This is a genomic window from Rhizobium croatiense (assembly GCF_019793465.1).
Classification (GTDB): domain Bacteria; phylum Pseudomonadota; class Alphaproteobacteria; order Rhizobiales; family Rhizobiaceae; genus Rhizobium; species Rhizobium croatiense.
In genome coordinates, this window is record NZ_JAILYJ010000010.1 from 68,413 (window position 1) to 88,405 (window position 19,993).

General features: G+C 62.4%; 19 protein-coding genes, 1 tRNA gene and 3 pseudogenes. 14 read left to right on the forward strand and 9 right to left on the reverse strand.

From position 1 onward, the window contains the following. Positions 1-6 precede the first annotated feature (6 nt). Positions 7-576: a type II toxin-antitoxin system RelB family anti-toxin gene (locus K6M89_RS17355; protein ID WP_222140292.1), complete on the reverse strand. Its 570-nt coding sequence runs from the start codon at positions 574-576 to the stop codon at positions 7-9. A gap of 132 nt (positions 577-708) precedes the next feature. Between K6M89_RS17355 and tenA the strand changes: the two genes are divergently transcribed. The 3 genes and pseudogenes from tenA to K6M89_RS17370 form a co-directional block, all read left to right on the forward strand. Then, positions 709-1,407 carry a thiaminase II gene (gene tenA, locus K6M89_RS17360; RefSeq protein WP_222140293.1) on the forward strand — a complete coding sequence of 233 codons (699 nt, stop codon included), beginning with the start codon at positions 709-711 and terminating at the stop codon, positions 1,405-1,407. A 77-nt stretch (positions 1,408-1,484) separates the two neighbouring features. Beyond that, positions 1,485-3,317 carry a translation elongation factor 4 gene (gene lepA, locus K6M89_RS17365; RefSeq protein WP_097579409.1) on the forward strand — a complete coding sequence of 611 codons (1,833 nt, stop codon included), beginning with the start codon at positions 1,485-1,487 and terminating at the stop codon, positions 3,315-3,317. Between the two features lie 196 nt (positions 3,318-3,513). Further along, positions 3,514-3,621, forward strand: a pseudogene (locus tag K6M89_RS17370) (type II toxin-antitoxin system CcdA family antitoxin); the annotation flags it as partial. Position 3,622: 1 nt separating this feature from the next. On the opposite strand, the gene K6M89_RS17375 reads toward K6M89_RS17370, so the two are convergent. From K6M89_RS17375 to K6M89_RS17385, 4 genes and pseudogenes are all read right to left on the reverse strand, one after another. Then, entirely contained in the window at positions 3,623-4,075 is a 453-nt protein-coding gene (locus K6M89_RS17375) for a GFA family protein (protein ID WP_097579633.1), read from the reverse strand. 91 nt (positions 4,076-4,166) lie between these two features. Next, a pseudogene (locus tag K6M89_RS31880) lies at positions 4,167-4,316 on the reverse strand (DapH/DapD/GlmU-related protein); the annotation flags it as partial. Between the two features lie 231 nt (positions 4,317-4,547). Next, positions 4,548-4,706: pseudogene (locus K6M89_RS31885) on the reverse strand (maltose acetyltransferase domain-containing protein); the annotation flags it as partial. An 11-nt stretch (positions 4,707-4,717) separates the two neighbouring features. Next, positions 4,718-5,455, reverse strand: a complete 738-nt coding sequence (locus tag K6M89_RS17385; RefSeq protein ID WP_222140294.1) for a type 1 glutamine amidotransferase — start codon at positions 5,453-5,455, stop codon at positions 4,718-4,720. A 128-nt stretch (positions 5,456-5,583) separates the two neighbouring features. Between K6M89_RS17385 and K6M89_RS17390 the strand changes: the two genes are divergently transcribed. Then, positions 5,584-5,877 carry an Rdx family protein gene (locus K6M89_RS17390; RefSeq protein WP_009990553.1) on the forward strand — a complete coding sequence of 98 codons (294 nt, stop codon included), beginning with the start codon at positions 5,584-5,586 and terminating at the stop codon, positions 5,875-5,877. A gap of 2 nt (positions 5,878-5,879) precedes the next feature. Here K6M89_RS17390 and K6M89_RS17395 read toward each other — a convergent pair whose 3' ends face one another. Then, positions 5,880-6,290: a BA14K family protein gene (locus tag K6M89_RS17395; RefSeq protein ID WP_222140295.1), complete on the reverse strand. Its 411-nt coding sequence runs from the start codon at positions 6,288-6,290 to the stop codon at positions 5,880-5,882. Positions 6,291-6,457: 167 nt separating this feature from the next. On the opposite strand from K6M89_RS17395, the gene K6M89_RS17400 reads away from it, so the two are divergent. Continuing rightward, positions 6,458-6,542: transfer RNA gene (locus tag K6M89_RS17400), tRNA-Leu, on the forward strand. Between the two features lie 163 nt (positions 6,543-6,705). On the opposite strand, the gene K6M89_RS17405 is transcribed toward K6M89_RS17400, so the two are convergent. Further along, positions 6,706-7,002 (reverse strand): DUF982 domain-containing protein, encoded by a 297-nt coding sequence (locus K6M89_RS17405; protein WP_010030002.1) that lies wholly within the window; start codon positions 7,000-7,002, stop codon positions 6,706-6,708. 148 nt (positions 7,003-7,150) lie between these two features. On the opposite strand from K6M89_RS17405, the gene K6M89_RS17410 reads away from it, so the two are divergent. Then, entirely contained in the window at positions 7,151-7,375 is a 225-nt protein-coding gene (locus tag K6M89_RS17410; RefSeq protein WP_170964737.1) for a GNAT family protein, read from the forward strand. Positions 7,376-7,422: 47 nt separating this feature from the next. On the opposite strand, the gene K6M89_RS17415 is transcribed toward K6M89_RS17410, so the two are convergent. Then, positions 7,423-7,755 (reverse strand): hypothetical protein, encoded by a 333-nt coding sequence (locus K6M89_RS17415; RefSeq protein WP_097579404.1) that lies wholly within the window; start codon positions 7,753-7,755, stop codon positions 7,423-7,425. Between the two features lie 61 nt (positions 7,756-7,816). Continuing rightward, positions 7,817-9,427 (reverse strand): GumC family protein, encoded by a 1,611-nt coding sequence (locus K6M89_RS17420; protein ID WP_222140296.1) that lies wholly within the window; start codon positions 9,425-9,427, stop codon positions 7,817-7,819. A gap of 136 nt (positions 9,428-9,563) precedes the next feature. On the opposite strand from K6M89_RS17420, the gene K6M89_RS17425 reads away from it, so the two are divergent. The 8 genes from K6M89_RS17425 (at position 9,564) to K6M89_RS17460 (ending at position 19,921) form a co-directional block, all read left to right on the forward strand. Continuing rightward, positions 9,564-10,613, forward strand: a complete 1,050-nt coding sequence (locus K6M89_RS17425; protein ID WP_222140297.1) for a glycoside hydrolase family 5 protein — start codon at positions 9,564-9,566, stop codon at positions 10,611-10,613. 2 nt (positions 10,614-10,615) lie between these two features. Continuing rightward, the gene (locus K6M89_RS17430) at positions 10,616-11,896 is read left to right on the forward strand and encodes a hypothetical protein (RefSeq protein ID WP_222140298.1); all 1,281 of its coding nucleotides are present in this window, start codon (positions 10,616-10,618) and stop codon (positions 11,894-11,896) included. A 54-nt stretch (positions 11,897-11,950) separates the two neighbouring features. Then, positions 11,951-12,967, forward strand: coding sequence for an acyltransferase family protein (locus K6M89_RS17435; RefSeq protein ID WP_222140299.1), 1,017 nt, complete (start codon positions 11,951-11,953; stop codon positions 12,965-12,967). Between the two features lie 217 nt (positions 12,968-13,184). Beyond that, the gene (gene purU / locus K6M89_RS17440) at positions 13,185-14,069 is read left to right on the forward strand and encodes a formyltetrahydrofolate deformylase (RefSeq protein WP_222140300.1); all 885 of its coding nucleotides are present in this window, start codon (positions 13,185-13,187) and stop codon (positions 14,067-14,069) included. Positions 14,070-14,189: 120 nt separating this feature from the next. After that, the gene (locus K6M89_RS17445) at positions 14,190-17,129 is read left to right on the forward strand and encodes an aminotransferase (protein WP_222140301.1); all 2,940 of its coding nucleotides are present in this window, start codon (positions 14,190-14,192) and stop codon (positions 17,127-17,129) included. 522 nt (positions 17,130-17,651) lie between these two features. Further along, positions 17,652-17,846 carry a hypothetical protein gene (locus K6M89_RS17450; RefSeq protein ID WP_010033580.1) on the forward strand — a complete coding sequence of 65 codons (195 nt, stop codon included), beginning with the start codon at positions 17,652-17,654 and terminating at the stop codon, positions 17,844-17,846. A 121-nt stretch (positions 17,847-17,967) separates the two neighbouring features. After that, on the forward strand, positions 17,968-18,963 hold the full coding sequence (locus K6M89_RS17455) for a P1 family peptidase (RefSeq protein WP_222140302.1): 996 nt from the start codon (positions 17,968-17,970) through the stop codon (positions 18,961-18,963). Between the two features lie 43 nt (positions 18,964-19,006). Further along, on the forward strand, positions 19,007-19,921 hold the full coding sequence (locus tag K6M89_RS17460) for a LysR family transcriptional regulator (protein WP_222140303.1): 915 nt from the start codon (positions 19,007-19,009) through the stop codon (positions 19,919-19,921). Positions 19,922-19,993: the final 72 nt, after the last annotated feature.

The window sequence follows — 19,993 nt, forward strand, 5'->3', positions numbered from 1 at the left end:
ATATCGTTATCGGCCGCCGCGATCGAGCACGACGCAATAACGCGCCGGCGCGTTGCCGGGATTGTGAAAGACATGACCCTCGCCGACCGGCATGAAGAGGCAGTCGCCGGGGCGCAGCCGGTAAACGGTTTCGCCCGCCGTCATCTCCAGCTCGCCGTCGAACAGCCAGATATGCTGCGTCATGCCGTGGGATGCCGCATGCGGGGGAAAGCTGACGCGGGCGCCGGCGGGGAATTCGACCTCGACGATATCGACGTCGGAAGCGGTGCCCGGCGCCGACACCGCACGCCTGAGATAGCCGGTTTCCGGATCGCGCCAGACCTGCTGCTCCTGCCGGCGGGCAAGCGGCGAGGCCTGTTGCCCCTCCTCCGAGAAGAAGGCAGAGAGCGACAGGCCGAGCGCGGCGCAGATCCTTGCCAGGAGCGAGGCCGTCGGGCTCGCCTCGGCCCGTTCGATCCGTGAAATCATTGCGCGGCTGACGCCGGAGGCAGCGGCGAGATCGTCCAGCGTCAGGCCCTTTTCCAGCCGCAGCGTGCGGATGCGAATGCCGATCGCCTGTTCGAGTTGCTGTTCCATCGTTCCATCCACGATTCTACTATAAGAGAAATACATTATCCAATGATGGAATCAAGCGATAAGCGGCGCGCACGCAACTTGCTTTCACCGCAGCCTCTCCGGTATATGTCAGCGCGATCGATGGAGGGAATAATGGACGCCAGCACGCAGAGCACGGAACTGACGGGAAGCTTCACAGCCGCGGCCTGGGACAGGATTGCGCCCATCATGGCCGAGATCGAGGCGCTGCCGCTTCTGACGCGGCTCTCCGACGGCACGCTGCCGCCGGAAATCTTTCGCCACTACATCCTGCAGGACGCACTTTATCTCAAGCACTATGCGCGATGCCTGGCCATCGTCGCGGCCAAGGCGCCCGACAATGCGCAGGTGCTGCGTTTTCTCGGCTCGGCGCAGAAGGCGATCACCGTCGAGCAGGGCCTGCATGCCGGCTTCCTCACCCAGTTCGGCATCACGGCCGCGGATGTGACCTCGGCCGAGCCGTCGCCCACCTGCTTTGCCTATACCAATTTTCTGCTGGCCACCGCCTATCACCGCTCCTACGCGGTGGCGCTTTCCGCCATTCTGCCCTGCTTCTGGATCTACTGGCATGTCGGCGAGGCGATCAAGAACCGGCCTGTTATCGAGGGCAATGCCTTCCAGGCATGGATCAACACCTATGGCGATCCGCAATTTGCCGCCGGCGCCCGCGAAGTGATCGCGCTGACCGACATCGCCGCCCGCGCCGCCTCGCCGGTAGAACGCACAGAGATGACCGATGTCTTCGTGCGCGCCTCGCAATATGAATGGATGTTCTGGGATTCCGCCTGGCGGCTGGAGACCTGGCCGGTCTGAGACGTGTTCGACCGCCTCGTAAAATAGCGTAAACGGCGGGATAATTACCGCTTTGCGGCCGGGGGCGGCGCTGCTATATGGCGCGCATGAGCACCAATTCGACCACTCCGCTGTCCCATATCCGCAACTTCTCGATCGTGGCCCATATCGACCACGGCAAATCGACGCTGGCCGACCGCCTGATCCAGACGACGGGCGGCCTTGCCGAGCGCGAAATGTCCGAGCAGGTGCTCGACAATATGGATATCGAGCGCGAGCGCGGCATCACCATCAAGGCCCAGACCGTGCGCCTGCACTACCAGGCGAACAATGGCGAGAAATACATTCTCAACCTGATCGACACGCCCGGCCACGTCGACTTCGCCTATGAAGTCTCGCGGTCGCTGTCGGCCTGCGAGGGCTCGCTGCTCGTCGTCGACGCCAGCCAGGGCGTGGAAGCGCAGACGCTCGCCAACGTCTATCAGGCGATCGACAACAATCACGAGCTTGTCACCGTGCTCAACAAGATCGACCTGCCGGCCGCCGAACCCGATCGCATCAAGGAACAGATCGAGGAAGTGATCGGCATTGACGCTTCCGAGGCCGTGCTGATCTCGGCCAAAACAGGACTCGGCATTCCCGATGTGCTGGAAGCGATCGTCCACAAGCTGCCGGCGCCGAAGAGCCCGGGCGGCGAGAAGGCGCCGCTGAAGGCGCTGCTCGTCGACAGCTGGTACGACACCTATCTCGGCGTCATGGTTCTCGTGCGCATCATCGACGGCGTGCTGACCAAGGGTCAGACCATTCGCATGATGGGCACCGATGCCAAATACCAGGTGGAGCGCGTCGGCGTGCTGACGCCGAAGATGGTCAATGTCGACAGCCTCGGCCCCGGCGAGATCGGCTTCATCACCGCTTCGATCAAGGAAGTGGCCGATACCCGCGTCGGCGATACGATCACCGAGGACAAGCGGCCGACGGCACAGGCGCTGCCGGGCTTCAAGCCGGCACAGCCGGTGGTGTTCTGCGGCCTCTTCCCGGTCGACGCCGCCGATTTCGAGGATCTGCGCGCCGCGATGGGCAAGCTGCGCCTCAACGACGCCTCCTTCTCCTTCGAGATGGAATCGTCTGCCGCTCTGGGTTTCGGCTTCCGCTGTGGCTTCCTCGGCTTGCTGCATCTCGAAATCATCCAGGAGCGGCTGGAGCGCGAGTTCGACCTCGACCTCATCGCCACCGCCCCTTCCGTCGTCTACAAGATGTTCATGACCGACGGCACCGAGCGCGAGCTGCACAACCCGGCCGACATGCCCGACGTCGTCAAGATCTCGGAGATTCACGAGCCGTGGATCCGCGCGACGATCCTCACACCCGACGATTATCTCGGCGGCATCCTGAAGCTCTGCCAGGACCGGCGCGGCATCCAGATCGAACTCACCTATGTCGGCACGCGCGCGATGCTAACCTACGACCTGCCGCTCAATGAAGTCGTCTTCGATTTTTACGACCGGCTGAAGTCGATCTCCAAGGGCTATGCCTCCTTTGACTATACGCTGACCGATCATCGCGAGGGCAACCTCGTGAAGATGTCGATCCTCGTCAACGGCGAGCCGGTCGACGCGCTGTCGATGATGGTGCACCGCACCGCCGCCGAAAAGCGCGGCCGCGACATGTGCGAGAAGCTCAAGGAGCTGATCCCGAAGCACATGTTCAAGATCCCGATCCAGGCGGCGATCGGCGGCAACGTCATCGCCCGCGAGACGATCTCGGCGCTGCGCAAGGACGTGACCGCGAAATGCTACGGCGGCGACGCCACCCGCAAGCGCAAGCTGCTCGACAAGCAGAAGGCCGGCAAGAAGCGCATGCGCCAGTTCGGCAAGGTCGAGATTCCGCAAGAAGCCTTCATCGCGGCGTTGAAGATGGGCGACGAATAGGCTTTCGCAGGGCCTCTCTTTGACGAAGAGTCCTGAGTCTCCTTGGTTTGTTGACAAGCCTCGCTCTTTTTCTCCGTCATCCTCGGCCTTCTGCCGAGGATCTGCCAACATATCAACCGGCTGCAGATGCTCGGGACAGGCCCGAGCATGACGGAGGAGACGTGGTCACGCTCTATCAGTCGTCCAAGGAGATAGAGAAGAACGCGAAAGACTTTGGCGAATTGAAAATGCCGAGGCGATCGCGGAGCAAAATGAGTATGTCGCGAAGCATGGCATGCCGTTCGCGAAATACAGGCAGTTTTGAGTCATGCCCTGCCCATATACTCCTTCACCAACCCCTCATAGGCCGCCATCTCCGGCAGTGCCGTGTAGCTGTGCACCGCGCCGGTCTCGGCAAAGGCCAGCTTCTCGCTCGTCCATGTTTCGATGAAAGGCGTGAACCAGCTGGGGTCATCGAGCATGGTGACGCGCAGATTGACGAACCAGTCCATGCCTTCCGGACGGGTGAACATCCAGCTCATGCAATGCGGGCAGAAGTAGTGTTTCGTCGTGCCGTGTAGGCCGCCGATGACCGGCTCGCCCTTCGTCACCTCGAAACCTTCGCTGGGGATGGCCGCACTCAGCGAATAGGCGCTCGCGGTCATCCTCTGGCAGCCCGTGCAATGGCAGGCCATCGTCAGCAGCGGCGGCGCGCTGATCTTCAATCGCACCCGGCCACAACGGCAGCCGCCTTCCATGGGTAAGTTCTTTGCTGTCATCATTACTCTCCCCTTCCGCCACCTGATCTAGCGGAGCCGGCGCCATTGTCGAGGGAGCCCGCTGCCACGAATCTCAGAGACGGCTTATCGGGCGCGCGGGATTGCCGACCACAGTTGCGCCCGCCGGCACATCCTTCGTGACGACGGCGCCGGCGCCGACGATCGCGCCATCGCCAATCGCCACGCCGCCGAGGATGATGGCACCGCCGCCGATCCAGACATCGCTGCCGATCGTGACCGGCCGGGCGATCTCGATGCCCGCGCCGCGGAGGGGAAGATCCATGTGATGCTCGGCGCAATAAATCTGTACGCCCGGACCGAACATGCTGCGATCGCCAATCGTCACCCGGCCGGAATCGAGAATGGTGCAGCCGGCATTGAAATAGACGCGCTCGCCAAGAATGATGTTGATACCATAAGAGCAGTGAAACGGCGCTTCGATGAAGATATCGGGCGCAGCCTGCGCAAACAGCGCCCTCAAGGCAGGCGCCGCCGCGCCTCGCTCGTCGGGCGGCAAGGTGTTGTGGGCGTGAACGGCCACGCGCGCCTGCTGGCGCAGGCGATCGAGCTCGGCATCGAGGCAGCAATACCATTCCCCGGCCGCCATCTTTTCCCGTTCGCTGACCGGCATCGTCTCGTTCCTCACGCGGTCGCCTGCGACAGCAGTCCGGCCTCTTGCCGCTCGATGAGGCTGACCCAGGCGCGCGCTATGGCAAGGCCTGCGGCATCGGCGGCACCACCATGGCGCGCTGCCAATTCGTCATAATTCTCCAGCCAGCCGGGAGCGATACGCTCGATCGTGCCGGGGAATTCGCCTTTCCACTGCCCGACGACCTCAGTGTCGGCCTCGAAGTGAAACTGCGTGCCGTAGACGGCGCGGCCGATGCGGAAGGCCTGGTTCTCGGCGACGGGGCTCGTCGCCAGACACACCGCACCTTCGGGCAAGGAAAACGTATCGGCGTGCCATTGAAAGATGGTGAATTGGTCGCCCACATCGGTCAGCAGCGGATCGGACCGGCCTTCACCCGTGACGCCAATGCTGTGCCAGCCGAACTCACGAGCGGCACCCAGCAGATTGTCGGCACCATAGGCGCGGGCGAGGACTTGGCTGCCGAGGCAGATGCCGAGCACGGCTTTGCCGGCATCGCCGAAGCGGCGCGTTAGCCGCACGAGTTCCGGCAGATAGGGGTGCGTCTCGTCATCCAGCGCGCTCTGTTCGCCGCCGAGAACGACGAGCGCGTCATGGCCGGCTATATCTTGCGGCAGATTGCCGTCCCGCCACACGCGGAACCACTCGATCTCCGCTTCCGCCTCCTCGAGTGCTCTGGCAAGCGCGCCGAGCCCGGTATTTCTCATATTTTCGACGACTGCGACTCGCATGGCTTTTCCCGATCTGGCCGATGGCGGGAGGAGATCATGCCCGGATGCAGCGCGCAAGACGCTTGTGCAAGGCCGATTGCGCACGCAGGCGGCAAGGCTTAAACCTGCCGGAACGAAAGGAAATCGCCATGACCGAAAAAGCCCGCGTCTCGATTCTCTACTGCACCCAGTGCAATTGGCTGCTGCGCTCCGCCTGGATGGCGCAGGAGCTGCTGCACACCTTTTCCGACAGCCTCGGCGAGGTGGCGCTGATCCCCGGCACCGGCGGCAATTTCGAAATCCGCGTCAATGGCGACCTCATCTGGGAGCGCAAGCGCGACGGCGGCTTTCCCGGGCCGAAAGAGCTGAAGCAGCGGGTTCGCGACATCGTCGAGCCCGGCCGCGATCTCGGCCATGTCGACCGCGCCTCGCTCGAGAGCTGACCTCAGCGATACGGCGAGCGGCAGACCCGGTAGACGCCCTCATAGGTGAGGAAGTGATCCGTCCGCGGATTGTAGGAGCGGTATTCGTTGGTGCACCAGGCGATATGCTTGTTCATATCGCGCGCCGCCGGCTGTGCGCGGCGCACCGGCGGCGGATCATAGGTCAGCTGCGGCCGCCCGGCTGCACCAGGCAGATAATAGGTCGGCCCGGCGCCGCGCGGACGGTAATTCGGCTGGACATAGGCGGGCCGATGCCATTGCTGCGGCCCGAAACCGAAGCAGCCGCGGAAATCGCAGAGCGTCGACCCCGTATTGAGCGGCCCGAGACCCGGCTTCGGCGAATCAGCGCTGGCCATGGCAGGCGCGAAAACGGCGAGAAGACCGGCGACGAGTAGGGTTCGGGCAGCAGCCATGAGGCATTCCTTTCGATATACCCTTATATAGGACGCCCCAAGCACCGCGCTATGCCCACCCTCCGGCCGCTCTCCCGCATGTGATCGGCAGTTTTTTGCCGACTGTCAGGAAAACTTCAAAAACCCAGTTGACAGTCACGAGCCACCCCCTTACATCGCTCTCCGTCGCCCAGATGGCGGAATTGGTAGACGCGCAGGTTTCAGGTACCTGTGCCGCGAGGCGTGGAGGTTCGAGTCCTCTTCTGGGCACCATTCCAATCTTGATCGCTACCGAGATCAGATAATCAAACCTTCCAAAATTGCGGGTTGGTACTTTCCGGCGAAGGCGATTAGCAATGCGTTTTGCCTACACGCGGGGTTGCATGACGCCGATTCTGGAAGTCGGCCAGCAAGGATGATGGCGTGTTGCCGGCTTCTACGCCGCCATGTGCGGCGTTGTCTGCCCGCTGTCCGGAATCACTGACAAAACGGCGATGCCGGCCTCCCTGGCGGCGCTCAAAAGCAAATCCCTAAGCTGATCCGTCCCCGCTTGCCCCGTAATGGCATCCGCGCAAGCCTTTACGGCCGCGACGTATTCCTCTCCATCCTCAAGCGGCCATTCCGTCATTAAAACCTCGGCTGCGTCGCGGAGCGTTCTCACGATCCTACGCTGGTGCCGGGCGCCAAGAAAGAGAACAAGAGGCGAAAAATCCGCCGATGTGTTCCATTGCATTGCACTTTCTCCCCAAGGATTAGAATATTAGTAATAATGCAAGGATCGTGCCGGGCAAGGTGGAAAGCGATTTTGATGCCCGATAGAGCCATTTTCTTCTGATCCCCGGCAACGGCCTACGTGACTGGTGCGCCATTGCGGTATGACAATGCTGGAGTGGATGTTTTCCGGGCTTGGGGTGGGAACGGCCGAACTGCACGTCTTCTCCCACAATGAAAAAGCGATCGGTCTTTACAAGTGGCTGGGCTTTGCGGCGGCGGAAAGCCTGCGGCTGCGGCGCACCGACGAAGAAGGCATGGTCAAATATTCGGTCGTCGATCGATCGCAAGCAAATGCCGGCTTCGACTATCTGAGGATGGAGCTTCCGGCCTAGCGGTTCCGAAAGGCGTACCCAACGGCTTTGCTGACCGGCTAAGACGCCTATCGCACCGGCTGATAGTGGCCGCGCAGTGGCACTTTGCCGCCCATGGTGACGAAGCCGTCGCGTTCGCAGACATACATCAGCGTCGGCATGCCGCCGGAGCGGAAGATCTCGTCGTAGCGGCGGCGGATCTGGACGGTTTCAGTGCGGCAATTATAGGATTCCTCTTCCTTCTTGTCCGGCTGCACCTTGACGCCGGGCAGACCCTTGTAGGGATAGAGGGGTTGAACGTCCGAATTCACCGGTTTTGACCAGTCGACGGCAAAGGCGGATGCTGGCGCAAGGCCTGATAGGGCAACGAGCAATATCGGAAACATCATCACAAGCCGCATGGAACCTCTCCTGCCGGCATCGTCGGCCACCCATAGGATGTAGGAAAACCGGAGCTACTGATCAAGCAGCCGCAGCGGGCGATTTCCTGAAATAGCTTCTGATGATGGGATGGCTGAAGAGGCCGGCGAAGATCGCAAAACCGGCGCCGACGACGAAACCGGCAAGCAGGCCGCCGATGATGCCGGCGACCAGCAGGATCTTCTTTCCCGGGCCATCGGCCTTGACGGGCGGCTCGGCCGGCGAGATGACGCGAATGTTGCTCTGGGTGAGGTTCTGCTCCTCGCTCGTCTGGCTCGAGCGCTTCAGGACCGTCTCGTAGATATTGCGCGCCGCCGTCGCCTTGCGCTGCAATTCGTTCAATTCCACCTGCTTGTCCGAGGTCGTCGCCTGCAGCGCCTTCTGAACGGCAAGCTCCTTGGCGATGCTGTTCTCGGCGGCCTTGGCCTGTTCGTATTCGCCGCGTGCCGAGGTGGCGAGACGCTGCAATTCACCCTTGATTTCGCCGGATATGCTCTGCAGCGAGGAGCGGGCCGCCTGCAGGCGCGGATGACGCGTGCCCATCTGGCTTTCGAGGCTGCCGACGGCGGCGGCCTGGCTGGAATATTGCTGGCGCAGGCTGACTAGTGGCGAAGTGACGCCGCCCTCGGTCTGATTGCCGGCGACGATGTCCTCGACGCGCAGATTGGCGACGGCGTCGGCGCGGGCCTTCGCCTGGATTGTCTTTTCCTGCGCCGTCACCAGCAGCGTGTTCAGCGAGCCGAGCCGCTGATCGGAAATCAGGTTGCCCTCGGTCGCGGCCATGTCGTTGTCGGCCCGGAAGGTCTCGACCGCCTGCTCGGCCTCCAGCACCTTCTGGCGCAGGTCGTCGAGGCGTCCGTCGAGCGTCGAGGAGGTGTTTTCGTAGAGCCCGTTCGAGGCGCTGTTCTCCTCTTCGGTGAAGGCGGTGACGACCTGGTTGGCAAGCCTTGCGGATTTTTCCGGATCATTGGTCGTCGCAGCAAGCGAAACGACATAGGTGGTGGCCTGGCGGGTGATGACAAGCGCCTTCTGCAGGGTGCCGATGACGGCAGCGCCATCGGTCCGGCCGCCGGTGAACTCCGGATCCTGATCGAGCTTCATCGCCTCGACGACGCGGCGCAGCACATTGCCCGAGGTCAGGATCTGCACCTGGCTGTCGATCAGCGCCGAGATCATTTCCGGCGACGGACCGGAAGATTGCGCACCGGCCTCGGCAAGGCCGATCTGGCGCGGATCGAAATAGAGGCTGCTGACGGCGGTGTATTTCTGGCCGATGAACGGCGCCACCGAGCCGCCGGCGACCGCGCCGATCAGGGCCAGGGCAAGCACCACCAGCCGGCGGCTCCAGATCGCCGCGATGCTGGAGCGGAGATCAAGAAGCGGGGCTGCGGGTGGTGCCAATGTGCTCTGCGGCGGCAGATCGGCCGCAGGCCGCTCGGCAGGCGGAGGCGACGGCTGCTCGTATCGGCGCGTTTGCGCGATGTTGGCCGGCGGCGGCACGAAAGGCGGAGAGGGTTCGGGCGCCGGGCGGGCGAAATCATCCGGGCGGACGACAGGGCTGCGCAGGCGTACGCCTTCCGGCGCAGTCTGAGGCGGCTCATAACTGCGCCAGCCGGGCAGCCGGCTTACTCTATTCCTGTCATACTGGCTCATACGCGCACTCGTGTCCCGCCCAGCGTGAAAGACTGAAGCCGAGGTGCCGAGACTTTAGAAATTCTTAGCTAACGGACCGTTAAGATACTGGCGGCCATAGAGATGTTGGCGTTTGCCGCGACTGCGAGGGATAGCCATGAGGACGACACGACATCTGACGGCGCTGCTGCTTGCGGCCGCCCTCATCCCGTCGCCGGCGCTTGCGGCCGACAAGCCCTGCTATCGCGGCGTCAATCTTTCCGGCGGCGAATATGGCGAGCGCGACGCCACCTACGGCACAAACTACCTCTATCCGAGCGAGGAGACGATCGGCTATTTCGCTAGGAAAGGCATGACGATCATCCGGCTGCCCTTCCGCTGGGAGCGGCTGCAGCCGGCGCTCGGCGGCCGGCTGGACGAGGACGAAATCAAGCGGATCAAAGATACCGCCGCTTTAATCCGCAAACACGGCATGGCCGTCCTGCTCGACCCGCATAATTTCGGCTATTACGACAAGGTACAGATCGGCACCGCGCCGGCGACGGACGCCGCATTCGCCAACTTCTGGGCGAGGCTCGCGGTCGAATTCGCCAATGAGAATGGCGTGCTCTTCGGCCTGATGAACGAGCCGCATGACATCAAGGCAACGGACTGGCTCGATGCCGCCAACGCCGCGATCCGCAGCATCCGGGCCGTCGGCGCACGCAACCTCATCCTCGTACCGGGCACCGCCTGGAGCGGCGCTCACAGCTGGGAAAAGGATGTGATCGGCGGCGCCAACGGCACGGTGATGCTCGGTGTGCGCGATCCGCTCGATTTCTACGCCTACGAGGTCCACCAATATCTCGATGTCGATTCGTCGGGAACCCATCCAACCTGCGAAGGTGCGGCCGGCGCAGTCGAGGCAATCGCCGGGGTTACCGCCTGGCTGAAGCAAAACCACAAGCGCGGCTTTCTCGGCGAATTCGGCGCCTCCGCCGACAAGGACTGCATGGGCGGGCTGAGAGAAATCTACGCCACCATGTCCGGAAATAGCGACGTCTGGCTCGGCTGGTCCTATTGGGCGGCCGGCGAATGGTGGCCGGCGAACGAACCTTTCAACGTTCAGCCGCGTGAGGGAGCTGAGCGGCCGCAGATGCGGCTTCTCGCCGAGTCGGCCAAAGCCGATCGCAGCGCCTGCACCGCCGTCAAGCCCGCGGAGAACTGACCGTGGCAGCCGTCGATCAGAAGGCAGCGACGTTCACCGTGACGGGCAACCGGCTCGATGCGGCCGCGAGGGGATCGCGCGTCGACCACCCAGTGCTCTGGCTCGGCCTGCTGTCGGTGCTCTATAACGGCATTCTGGCCTTCATCAACCACAACATCATGCCGCTTTCGTTGACGCATGTCGCCGCCAGCGAAGGCCTGATTCTGGCAAGCGCCATCATCTACATCCTCCACAAGGGGATTTACGAAACCGACCTGCCGGCCTTCCTGTTCCTGCTGTTCACGCTTGTCGTGACCATCTATGTCAGCGTGCTCAATCGCCTGCCCTTCGTCGATCATTTCCGCAACGTGCTGATCATCTTCTGCTTTTCCGGCCTCGGCGGGTGGAGCAACGAGAAAACGATGAAGCTTGCCTTTCGCTGGGCAAGCCTTGCGGTGCTGATCTTCCTGATCTTCGAGATCGTCAGCGTGCCGTTCTATGTCAGTATCGTGCATCCGTCCGACTATTTCGCCAATACGCGCGGGCTGCTGCCGCTGAGCTACAATAAGACGGGCCTGTTCCAGAATGCGCTCGGTTTTCCCGAGCGCTTCTCCTTTGGCATCATCGACCACCGCTCGTCGTCGATCTTTCTCGAGCAGGTGTCGCTCGCCAATTTCTGCGGCGTGATCGCGATCTACCTGATCTCCATGTGGGAAAGAACAGGCCGCTGGGACCGGCTGCTGTTCATCGCTACGGCAGTGCTGATCCTGGTGACGAACGATACGCGCACGATGCTGATCTTCTGTTTTGCCTGTATCGTCGGCTATTTCGTCTTTCCGAAGGTCCCGAAGAATTTCAATCTGGCGCTGATGCCGCTGATCGTCGCTGCGGGTTTCCTGGTCTATACCCTGAAACCCAATGCGACAGGCGACAATTTCACCGGCCGCATCAACCTGACCATGAAGAAGATCATGGAGCTCGATCCTCTGGCCGTTCTCGGGCTTTCGGTCGACCGGGTCGGCGAATTCGCCGACAGCGGCTATGTCTACCTGATCTACGCGGCGACCATCTTCGGCGTCATCGTCTTCTGGCTGTTCGTCTGCCTCTTCCCCGCCGGCCGCACGGCGGCGCAGCGGCGTTGCGCCCATTCACTTTCTCTTTTCATTTTTCTGAATATGATGATCGGAGGGACCGCCGTTTTCTCGATGAAGATTGCCGGCCTCCTGTGGTTCGTCGTCGGATATATGCGCTTCCACGACAGCCCGCGCATCCGGCAGGGTCGTGCGGCAGATGTAGAGAGTTGACCGCAGCGGCACGGTGGCGACCGTCGTCCGCAAGCCCGGGGAGCAAGACGCTCGATGCTTGTCCAGCTTCAGTATCTGCGCGCCGTTGCAGCGCTGATGGTCGTTTATTTCCATGCGATATTGCAGCTTGCCAAAGTCGATCCCGCCATCGACGCCACAGCTTTTCTTTATGGTGAAACCGGCGTCGACATCTTCTTCGTCTTGAGCGGTTTCGTGATGTGGCTGACAACGAGCGGGCGCGCGACGAGCCCTATCGATTTCGCCCGCCGCCGCATCAGAAGGATCGTCCCGCTCTATTGGCTGGCCACGTTGTTTTCGGCGGTCGTGGCGCTGGCGGCGCCGTCACTCCTAAAGTCGACCGTGATCAACCTTCCGCATCTGACCGCTTCGCTGCTCTTCCTGCCATGGCCCAATGCAGCCGATCCGAGAACGATCACCCCTGTCGTCGTGCCGGGCTGGACGCTGAATTACGAGATGTTCTTCTATTTCGTGTTCGCGCTGCTGCTGCCACTCTCGGAAGCCCGTCGCATTCCAGCCATGTTTGCCGTCTTTGCCGTGATCCTGATCGCCTGCCGGCTGCTGCCGGAAACGACCGCCACCCGGTTCTATGGCGAGCCGATCATGCTGGAATTTCTCGCCGGCGTGGTGCTCGGCTGGCTTTATCGGCAGAATGTGCTTCTGGCCAACCGCTGGGCATGGGCGGCACTGGCCACCGGCTTTGCGTTCCTCTTCGTCAACGAGGCGCTGATGCAGCCGGAGAGCCGGTTCTACGCCTGGGGAATTCCGGCGATCTTCATCCTCTACGGCGCAGTTTCCATCGACTTTTCGCGGCTGCCGGTTCTCGGATGGCTGAACTATCTCGGCGACTGCTCCTACGCCATCTATATCACCCACGCCTTCACACTCGCCTTTCTGAGGGTCGCCGCCGACCGCCTGCCATTCGGTATCCTGCAGCAACCGGTGCTCTTCGTGATCCTGTCGCTGGTGCTCTCGTCGATCGGCGGCGCAGTCATCCATGAAATCACCACGCCGCGCCGCAAGGTGGCCGCGGCAAGCCGTCCGCCGGCCTGACTTTCGTGCCGAAGGCGAGAATACGCATCCCCGCGGCGCTGGCGGCACAGTTTTTTGCGCAACTTCTTCTAAGCTAAGGCCTGGAAGCGAGAGAACTTGCAGAAATATGATGGTTCATCTTGCAATTTGTCGCATGAATGAAAGCGCACCGGCCTATTCGCGGCCCGGGCTTTGATCTAAGCACGGCGGCGCTCTTGAAGAGGGAAGAGGGACAGACATGACAAGCTATGTATTGACGGTATCCTGCAGATCGACGCGCGGCATCGTTGCGGCGATTTCGAGCTATCTGGCCGAGAAGGGCTGCAACATCATCGACAGCTCGCAGTTCGACGATCTCGATACCGGCAAGTTCTTCATGCGGGTCAGCTTCATTTCGGAAGAGGGTCTGTCGGGCTCCGCGATCAGCGCCGATTTTGCCGCCGTCGCCGCGCCCTTTGCGATGGACTATGATTTCCACAATAGCGAAAGCCGCATGAAGGTGCTGCTGATGGTGTCGCGCTTCGGCCATTGTCTCAACGACCTGCTCTACCGCTGGAAGATCGGGGCGCTGCCGATCGACATCGTCGGCGTCGTCTCCAACCATTTCGACTACCAGAAGGTCGTGGTCAATCACGACATCCCCTTCCACCACATCAAGGTGACTAAGGAGAACAAGCCGCAGGCCGAGGCCCAGCTCGTCGAGCTCGTCAATCAGACCGGCACCGAGCTGATCGTGCTCGCCCGCTACATGCAGGTTCTCTCCGACCAGCTCTGCAAGCAGATGTCGGGCAAGATCATCAACATCCACCACTCCTTCCTGCCGTCCTTCAAGGGCGCCAACCCCTACAAGCAGGCCTATGAGCGCGGCGTCAAGCTGATCGGCGCGACCGCCCATTACGTCACCGCCGATCTCGACGAAGGCCCGATCATCGAGCAGGACACGGCCCGCATCACCCACGCCCAGAGCGCCGACGACTATGTCTCGATCGGGCGCGACGTCGAAAGCCAGGTGCTGGCCCGGGCCATCCACGCCCATATCCACCACCGCACCTTCATCAACGGCAACCGCACCGTCGTCTTCCCGGCAAGCCCCGGAAGCTATGCCTCCGAACGCATGGGCTGAGGCTGGTAACGACCCGCATCTCTTTTGCTGGCAAACGACAATCACCCGTTGCCTGCCGGCAGCAAGTATTTGATTATCTCGCTCAACGGGTAATCGAATCATGCTGCGGGAGGGGGTGTCATGACCGACGAGGCACTTGTTGATCGCATGGCGCTGCCGCGTCCCGACGTCACCGTCGCGGACGCGGAAGAGATCCTGCTTGATCATTACGGTCTGTCAGGCACGCTTGCCGAACTCGGCAGCCAGCAGGATCGAAACTACCGCGTCGACAGCGATCGCGGCCGTTATGTGCTGAAGATCTGCCATGCCGCCTACGAGACCCGCGAACTCGAAGCGCAGAACGCGGCGATCCATCACCTCAAAAGCAAGTCGGACGCGCCGCGTGTTCCGAACGTCGTCGCCACGAATGACGGGCGAGAGATCCTTGTCCTCACCGTGCGTGGGCAGGGCTACCAGGTCCGGCTGCTGGAATATCTCGAAGGCCAGGGGCTGACGGAACTGACATATGTCGCGCCGGCTTCCGTAGCAGCACTCGGCGCTCTCTGCGCCAGGCTGGCCCAGGCGCTTGCCGATTTCGACCATCCGGGCCTCGACCGCAGCCTGCAATGGGATCTGAGGCGCGCCGGGCCGGTCGCCGTGCAGCTGCTTTCCGCCATCACCGACAGCGCTGCCCGCGACCGGATCGCCAAGACCATGGTGCTGGCCGTTCGCCGCATCCAGCCCCTGGCGCCGTCGCTCCGGCTGCAGGCTGTCCATCACGATGTCACCGGCGACAATGTCGTTGGTCATCGCGACGCCCATGGCCACACGATCCCCGACGGCGTGATCGATTTCGGCGACATCATCCGCGGCTGGCTGGTCGGCGACCTCGCCGTCACCTGCGCCTCGTTGCTGCATCAGGCAAATGGCGATCCCTTTCATATCCTGCCCGCCGTCACCGCCTATCAGGCGATCTATCCGCTGAGTAACGACGAACTGAAGGCGCTGTGGCCGCTGATCGTCGCCCGCGCGGTCATCCTCGTCGCCAGCAGCGAGCAGCAGATTTCAATCGATCCCGACAATGATTACGTCCGCGGCAATCTCGAGCGCGAGCGGGCGATCTTCGATACGGCAATGTCGGTTCCGTTCGAACTCATGGAAGCCGCCATCCTCAAGGCAGCAGGCGCGGACGTCGCCGCTCCGCAAACATCGGAATGGCTGCCGCTGTTGCCGGACATCGATCCCGCCGCGATCGCCTATATCGACCTTGGCGTGCGAAGCCCGCATTTTTCCGCCGGCAATTGGCTGAATGCCGATATGGACTGGCGGCTGCTGGCCCGGGCTGCAGCCGAAAACGGTACGGCGGCGACGCGCTACAGTGAATATCGGCTCTCCCGCGCGGCGCTCGGAAATACCAAGGGACAGGCAACCTGCGCCCTGCATGTCGACATATGCCTTGCCGCGGGAAGCGCGGTCACAGCACCCTTTGCCGGCCGCATCGGCTGGAAGGACCAGCATCTGACCCTGACCTCCGAGACGATGACCCTGCACCTCGATGGGCTTACCCCTTCAATCGAGGGTGGGGTCGAGGATGGCGCCGCGCTTGCCGCCGGCGATCCGCTGGGTTCGGTTTCCGGCGAGGCGTCATCGCTCGGCGGGCTGCGCCTCCAACTCTGCAGCGTCGCCGGTCTCGAACCGCCGCTCTTTGCCACGCCGCGGGAGGCGGCGGCCTGGTCGGTGCTCTGCCCTTCGCCGTCGCCCCTTCTCGACCGGCAAGCGGATGCGCCGCAACCGAAAACCGCAGAACTGTTCGTCACGCGGCAGGCGCATCTCGCAGGCCCGCAGAAGCACTATTATGCCGCGCCGCCGCAAATCGAGCGCGGCTGGAGAGAGCATCTGTTCGATGTCGAAGGCCGCGCCTATCTCGACATGGTCAACAACGTCACGATTCTCGGCCACGGCCATCCCAAGCTGGCGGCGGCGATCAGCGCCCAATGGCTGCGGCTCAATACGAATTCGCGCTTCCATTATGCCGCGATCGCGGAATTTTCCGAACGGCTCGCCGCGCTTTCGCCGGAGGGTCTCGATACGGTCTTTCTGGTCAACAGCGGCTCGGAGGCGAACGATCTGGCGATCCGGCTGGCGCAAGCCCATAGCGGTGCGCGCAATATGCTCTGCCTGCTCGAAGCCTATCACGGCTGGTCGGCGGCGAGCGACGCCGTCTCCACCTCGATCGCCGACAATCCGCAGGCCCTGACCACCCGGCCGGACTGGGTGCATGCGGTCGTTTCGCCGAATACCTATCGCGGCGCATTTCGCGGGCCCGCCACGGCAGCGAGCTATCTTGGCGCTGTCACACCCGTGCTGGAGACGATCGACGCCGGCGGCGAAGGCCTGGCCGGCTTCATCTGCGAATCAGTCTACGGCAATGCCGGCGGCATTCCGTTGCCCGATGGTTATCTCCGGGGGATCTACGCGCAGGTGCGGGCCCGCGGCGGCCTCTGCATCGCCGACGAGGTGCAGGTCGGTTATTCCAGACTTGGTCATTATTTCTGGGGTTTCGAACAACAAGGGGTCGTGCCCGATATCATCACCGTCGCCAAGGGCATGGGCAACGGCCATCCGCTCGGCGCCGTCATCACCACACGCGAGATCGCACAGTCACTGGAGAAGGAAGGGCCCTTCTTTTCCTCCACCGGCGGCAGCCCGGTCAGCTGCGTCGCCGGCCTGGCGGTGCTCGACATCATGGCCGAGGAAAAGCTGCAGGAAAATGCCCGCACGGTCGGCGAACACCTGAAGGGACGGCTTGCGGCGCTGATCGACCGCCACCCGATCGCCGGCGCCGTGCACGGCATGGGCCTCTATCTCGGCCTGGAATTTGTCCGCGACAGAACGACGCTGGAGCCGGCAAAAGAAGAGACGGCGGCGATCTGCGGCCGACTTCTCGATCTCGGCGTCATCATGCAGCCGACCGGCGATCACCAAAATGTGCTGAAGATCAAACCGCCGCTCTGCCTTAGCATCGAAAGCGCGGATTTCTTCGCCGACATGCTGGAAAAGGTGCTCGACGAAGGCTGGTGAACGTAGCTCTTACCGCCTTACCAAATCGGTCATTTCGAGGCATTTCGATTTTTGCCGATGTGGCCCATTGCCGGAATCAGCAAGGCTTCCTATCTCTGCTGCGGCGGTCGAAAGAGTTTCGATTCTGTCATCCGAATTTTACGAAGAGCTGATATGTTTCTTTCCGTAAGTTTTGGGCAAGGCGGAATGATTTTTTTCGGATCGTCGATTTTTTGACACGTTTCGGAATATGTTTCTGACAGGCTCTCGGGTAATCTCTACCAAGTTAGTAGATTATAGAAGATAGCCATCACCGGCCCCGGGCTCTTCCGGGACCACTCAAGCGCAACGCCAACGCAAGGAACGAGACATGATAGACATCGATATTCTCGCCGATCTCCTTGGGCGATCTGTGCTTGGCAATGACCGTCCGGGCGCCCTCTCCCGCCCGAACTGTCGAATGTGACGTTCGTCCTCCTTTCAACGGTACCAGACAAGTCAATTCGCCATGGCTGCGCATGTCGCGCGGCAGGAGTTCTATCCATGAAGAAGCAAGTTATCGAATATGCCGGCGTTCCCGTCGGGATCGTCATTCCCGACGAAGACCGGCTGAAGTTCATCGCCGTGAAATATCATGTCCACGACCTCGACGAGCAGCGGTTTGGTTCGCCCGACGAGGTGCGGCTGGCCATCCATGACCTGATGACCCGCCGTCATCCGAAGCCGGTTCATGCCTGAGGGCATGCGGCCGCTGCCGAGTTTGGCGGCTTTCCTGTTGTGACCGGTCTTAGGGGCCGGTCTTGTTTTTTGAGGACAATTGCAGTCCTATCGGCGGCCCTTCGCGCACAAGGATCCGCCCTTGCCTGAGCTTCTAAACCTGATCACCGATATTGATGGCGTCGCCGTCGGCCATGCGACCGATCTCACGCTCGGCTCCGGCGTTACGGTCATCGTCTTCGACGAGCCGGCCGTCGCATCCGGTACGGTGCTCGGCGGCGCGCCGGGTGGGCGCGATACCGGCCTGCTCGACCCGTCGATGACCGTCAACGCCGTCGATGCCTTCGTGCTTTCCGGCGGCTCGGCTTTCGGGCTGGATGCCGCCGGCGGCGTGCAGGCTGGATTGCGCGAACTCGGCCGCGGCTTCGCGGTCGGGCCGGTGCGCATACCGATCGTGCCGCAGGCGATCCTGATGGATCTGCTGAACGGCGGCGACAAGGATTGGGGGCTGCATTCGCCCTATCGCGACATGGGTTATGCCGCGGTGAAGGCCGCCACCCCGGGCGCCTTCCCCCTCGGCACGATAGGGGCCGGCACGGGGGCGACGACTGCCACCTTCAAGGGCGGGCTCGGCTCGGCCAGCGCCGTCAGCAGCGTCGGCGATCGTGTCGCGGCAATCGTCGCCGTCAATGCACTCGGCTCGGCAACGATCGGCGACGGGCCGCATTTCTGGGCGGCGCCCTTCGAGAAGGACGGCGAATTCGGCGGGCTCGGCATGCCTGTCGTGACCGACCACAGGATGAGGCTCAAGGGGATGAACACGCCGGCAACGACGATCGGTGCGGTGGTGACCGACGCGCAGCTGACGAAGGCGGAGGCGCACCGCCTTTCGCTGGCCGGCCATGACGGCTTCGCCCGGGCGCTTTTGCCGGCGCACCTGCCGCTCGACGGCGACACCGTCTTTGCCGCGTCGACCGGCAGACATCGACGAGACGACATGGCAAGCCTGATGGAGCTTTGCCATCTTGCCACCATCGTCATGGCACGGGCGATCGCCCGCGGCGTCTACGCCGCCACCGCGCTGCCAGCCGAGGGCGCGCAAAAGGCCTGGCGCGACCGCTATCCCGACGGCCACTGATTGAATAGGGTCGTCATCCGGGTAGAGTGGCGGAGAGACGTGAATGCAGATCCGAGCGCTGATGTATTTCGACGAGCTGGTCAGGACCAATTCTATGCGCCAGGCGGCCGAGAACCTCAACGTCGCGCCGACGGCGATCAGCCGGCAGATCGAGAATCTCGAACATCATTTCGGTGCGCCGCTCGTCGAACGCAGCGCCCGCGGCGTCAAGCTGACGGCCGCCGGCGAGCTGCTTGCAGCCCGCGCCGGCCGGACGCTGCGGGAACTCGATCACGTGCAGCAGCTGATCGAAGACCTGAAGGGACTGCAGCGCGGCCGTGTCAGCATCTATGCCAACGGCGCGACCGTCGCCAATCTGCTGGCGCCGGCGCTGGCCGAATTCAGCCTGAAATATCCGCAGCTGCGTTTTAGCGTGATGATCACCAGCGCACGGCAGGCGATCGATGCCGTCAACAGTGCCGAGGCGGATATCGCGGTGACCCTTTTTTCGCCGGTCCTGTCCGGCACCAAAGTGCGGCTGCGCTCCGAGATCGCGTATGATCTCATCGCCACGCCGCAGCATCCGGCGGCCGCGCATGCCGAAATCCCGCTAAGGACGCTCGCCGACTACGCGTTGGCACTGCCGGATCAATCCTTCGGCTTCCGCCAGGCCTTCGACACGCTGTTCGAGAAGGAGGGGCTGAGCCTTGATCCGGTCTTCGTCACCAGCTCGCTCGAAATGCTGAAGGAACTGGTGCTCAGCGGGGCCGCAGCGACGCTGTTGCCAGCACTTGCCGTCCGCCGTGAGGTCGAAGCGGGCCAGCTTCTGGCCATCCCGCTTTCCGGCAAGACCGGCATCCGCACCCATGTCGATCTCTGCGTCGCGCCCGACCGGCAACTGTCTTTCGCCGCGACGAAGCTGCTCGACTTCATCGAGAGATTCATGCGCGAGCAAACGAACCGCCGAGCCGAGCAATAATCTGAAGCTTCCGGCTTGCCTTGACGGCCAATTTGCTGTGTAGCTTTTTCAGCTACACTGAGCACACAAAAT

Bases quoted from the DNA above. Each gene is read 5' to 3' on its own strand.
- K6M89_RS17450 (WP_010033580.1), top strand. From the start codon at position 17,652: ATGAAGAAGCAAGTTATCGAATATGCCGGCGTTCCCGTCGGGATCGTC.
- K6M89_RS17375 (WP_097579633.1), bottom strand. From the start codon at position 4,075: ATGACAGCAAAGAACTTACCCATGGAAGGCGGCTGCCGTTGTGGCCGG.
- purU (WP_222140300.1), top strand. From the start codon at position 13,185: ATGACAAGCTATGTATTGACGGTATCCTGCAGATCGACGCGCGGCATC.
- K6M89_RS17355 (WP_222140292.1), bottom strand. From the start codon at position 576: ATGGAACAGCAACTCGAACAGGCGATCGGCATTCGCATCCGCACGCTG.
- K6M89_RS17425 (WP_222140297.1), top strand. From the start codon at position 9,564: ATGAGGACGACACGACATCTGACGGCGCTGCTGCTTGCGGCCGCCCTC.
- K6M89_RS17460 (WP_222140303.1), top strand. From the start codon at position 19,007: ATGCAGATCCGAGCGCTGATGTATTTCGACGAGCTGGTCAGGACCAAT.
- K6M89_RS17390 (WP_009990553.1), top strand. From the start codon at position 5,584: ATGACCGAAAAAGCCCGCGTCTCGATTCTCTACTGCACCCAGTGCAAT.
- K6M89_RS17405 (WP_010030002.1), bottom strand. From the start codon at position 7,002: ATGCAATGGAACACATCGGCGGATTTTTCGCCTCTTGTTCTCTTTCTT.
- K6M89_RS17445 (WP_222140301.1), top strand. From the start codon at position 14,190: ATGACCGACGAGGCACTTGTTGATCGCATGGCGCTGCCGCGTCCCGAC.
- K6M89_RS17420 (WP_222140296.1), bottom strand. From the start codon at position 9,427: ATGAGCCAGTATGACAGGAATAGAGTAAGCCGGCTGCCCGGCTGGCGC.
- K6M89_RS17395 (WP_222140295.1), bottom strand. From the start codon at position 6,290: ATGGCTGCTGCCCGAACCCTACTCGTCGCCGGTCTTCTCGCCGTTTTC.
- K6M89_RS17435 (WP_222140299.1), top strand. From the start codon at position 11,951: ATGCTTGTCCAGCTTCAGTATCTGCGCGCCGTTGCAGCGCTGATGGTC.
- tenA (WP_222140293.1), top strand. From the start codon at position 709: ATGGACGCCAGCACGCAGAGCACGGAACTGACGGGAAGCTTCACAGCC.
- K6M89_RS17385 (WP_222140294.1), bottom strand. From the start codon at position 5,455: ATGCGAGTCGCAGTCGTCGAAAATATGAGAAATACCGGGCTCGGCGCG.
- K6M89_RS17410 (WP_170964737.1), top strand. From the start codon at position 7,151: ATGCTGGAGTGGATGTTTTCCGGGCTTGGGGTGGGAACGGCCGAACTG.
- lepA (WP_097579409.1), top strand. From the start codon at position 1,485: ATGGCGCGCATGAGCACCAATTCGACCACTCCGCTGTCCCATATCCGC.
- K6M89_RS17415 (WP_097579404.1), bottom strand. From the start codon at position 7,755: ATGCGGCTTGTGATGATGTTTCCGATATTGCTCGTTGCCCTATCAGGC.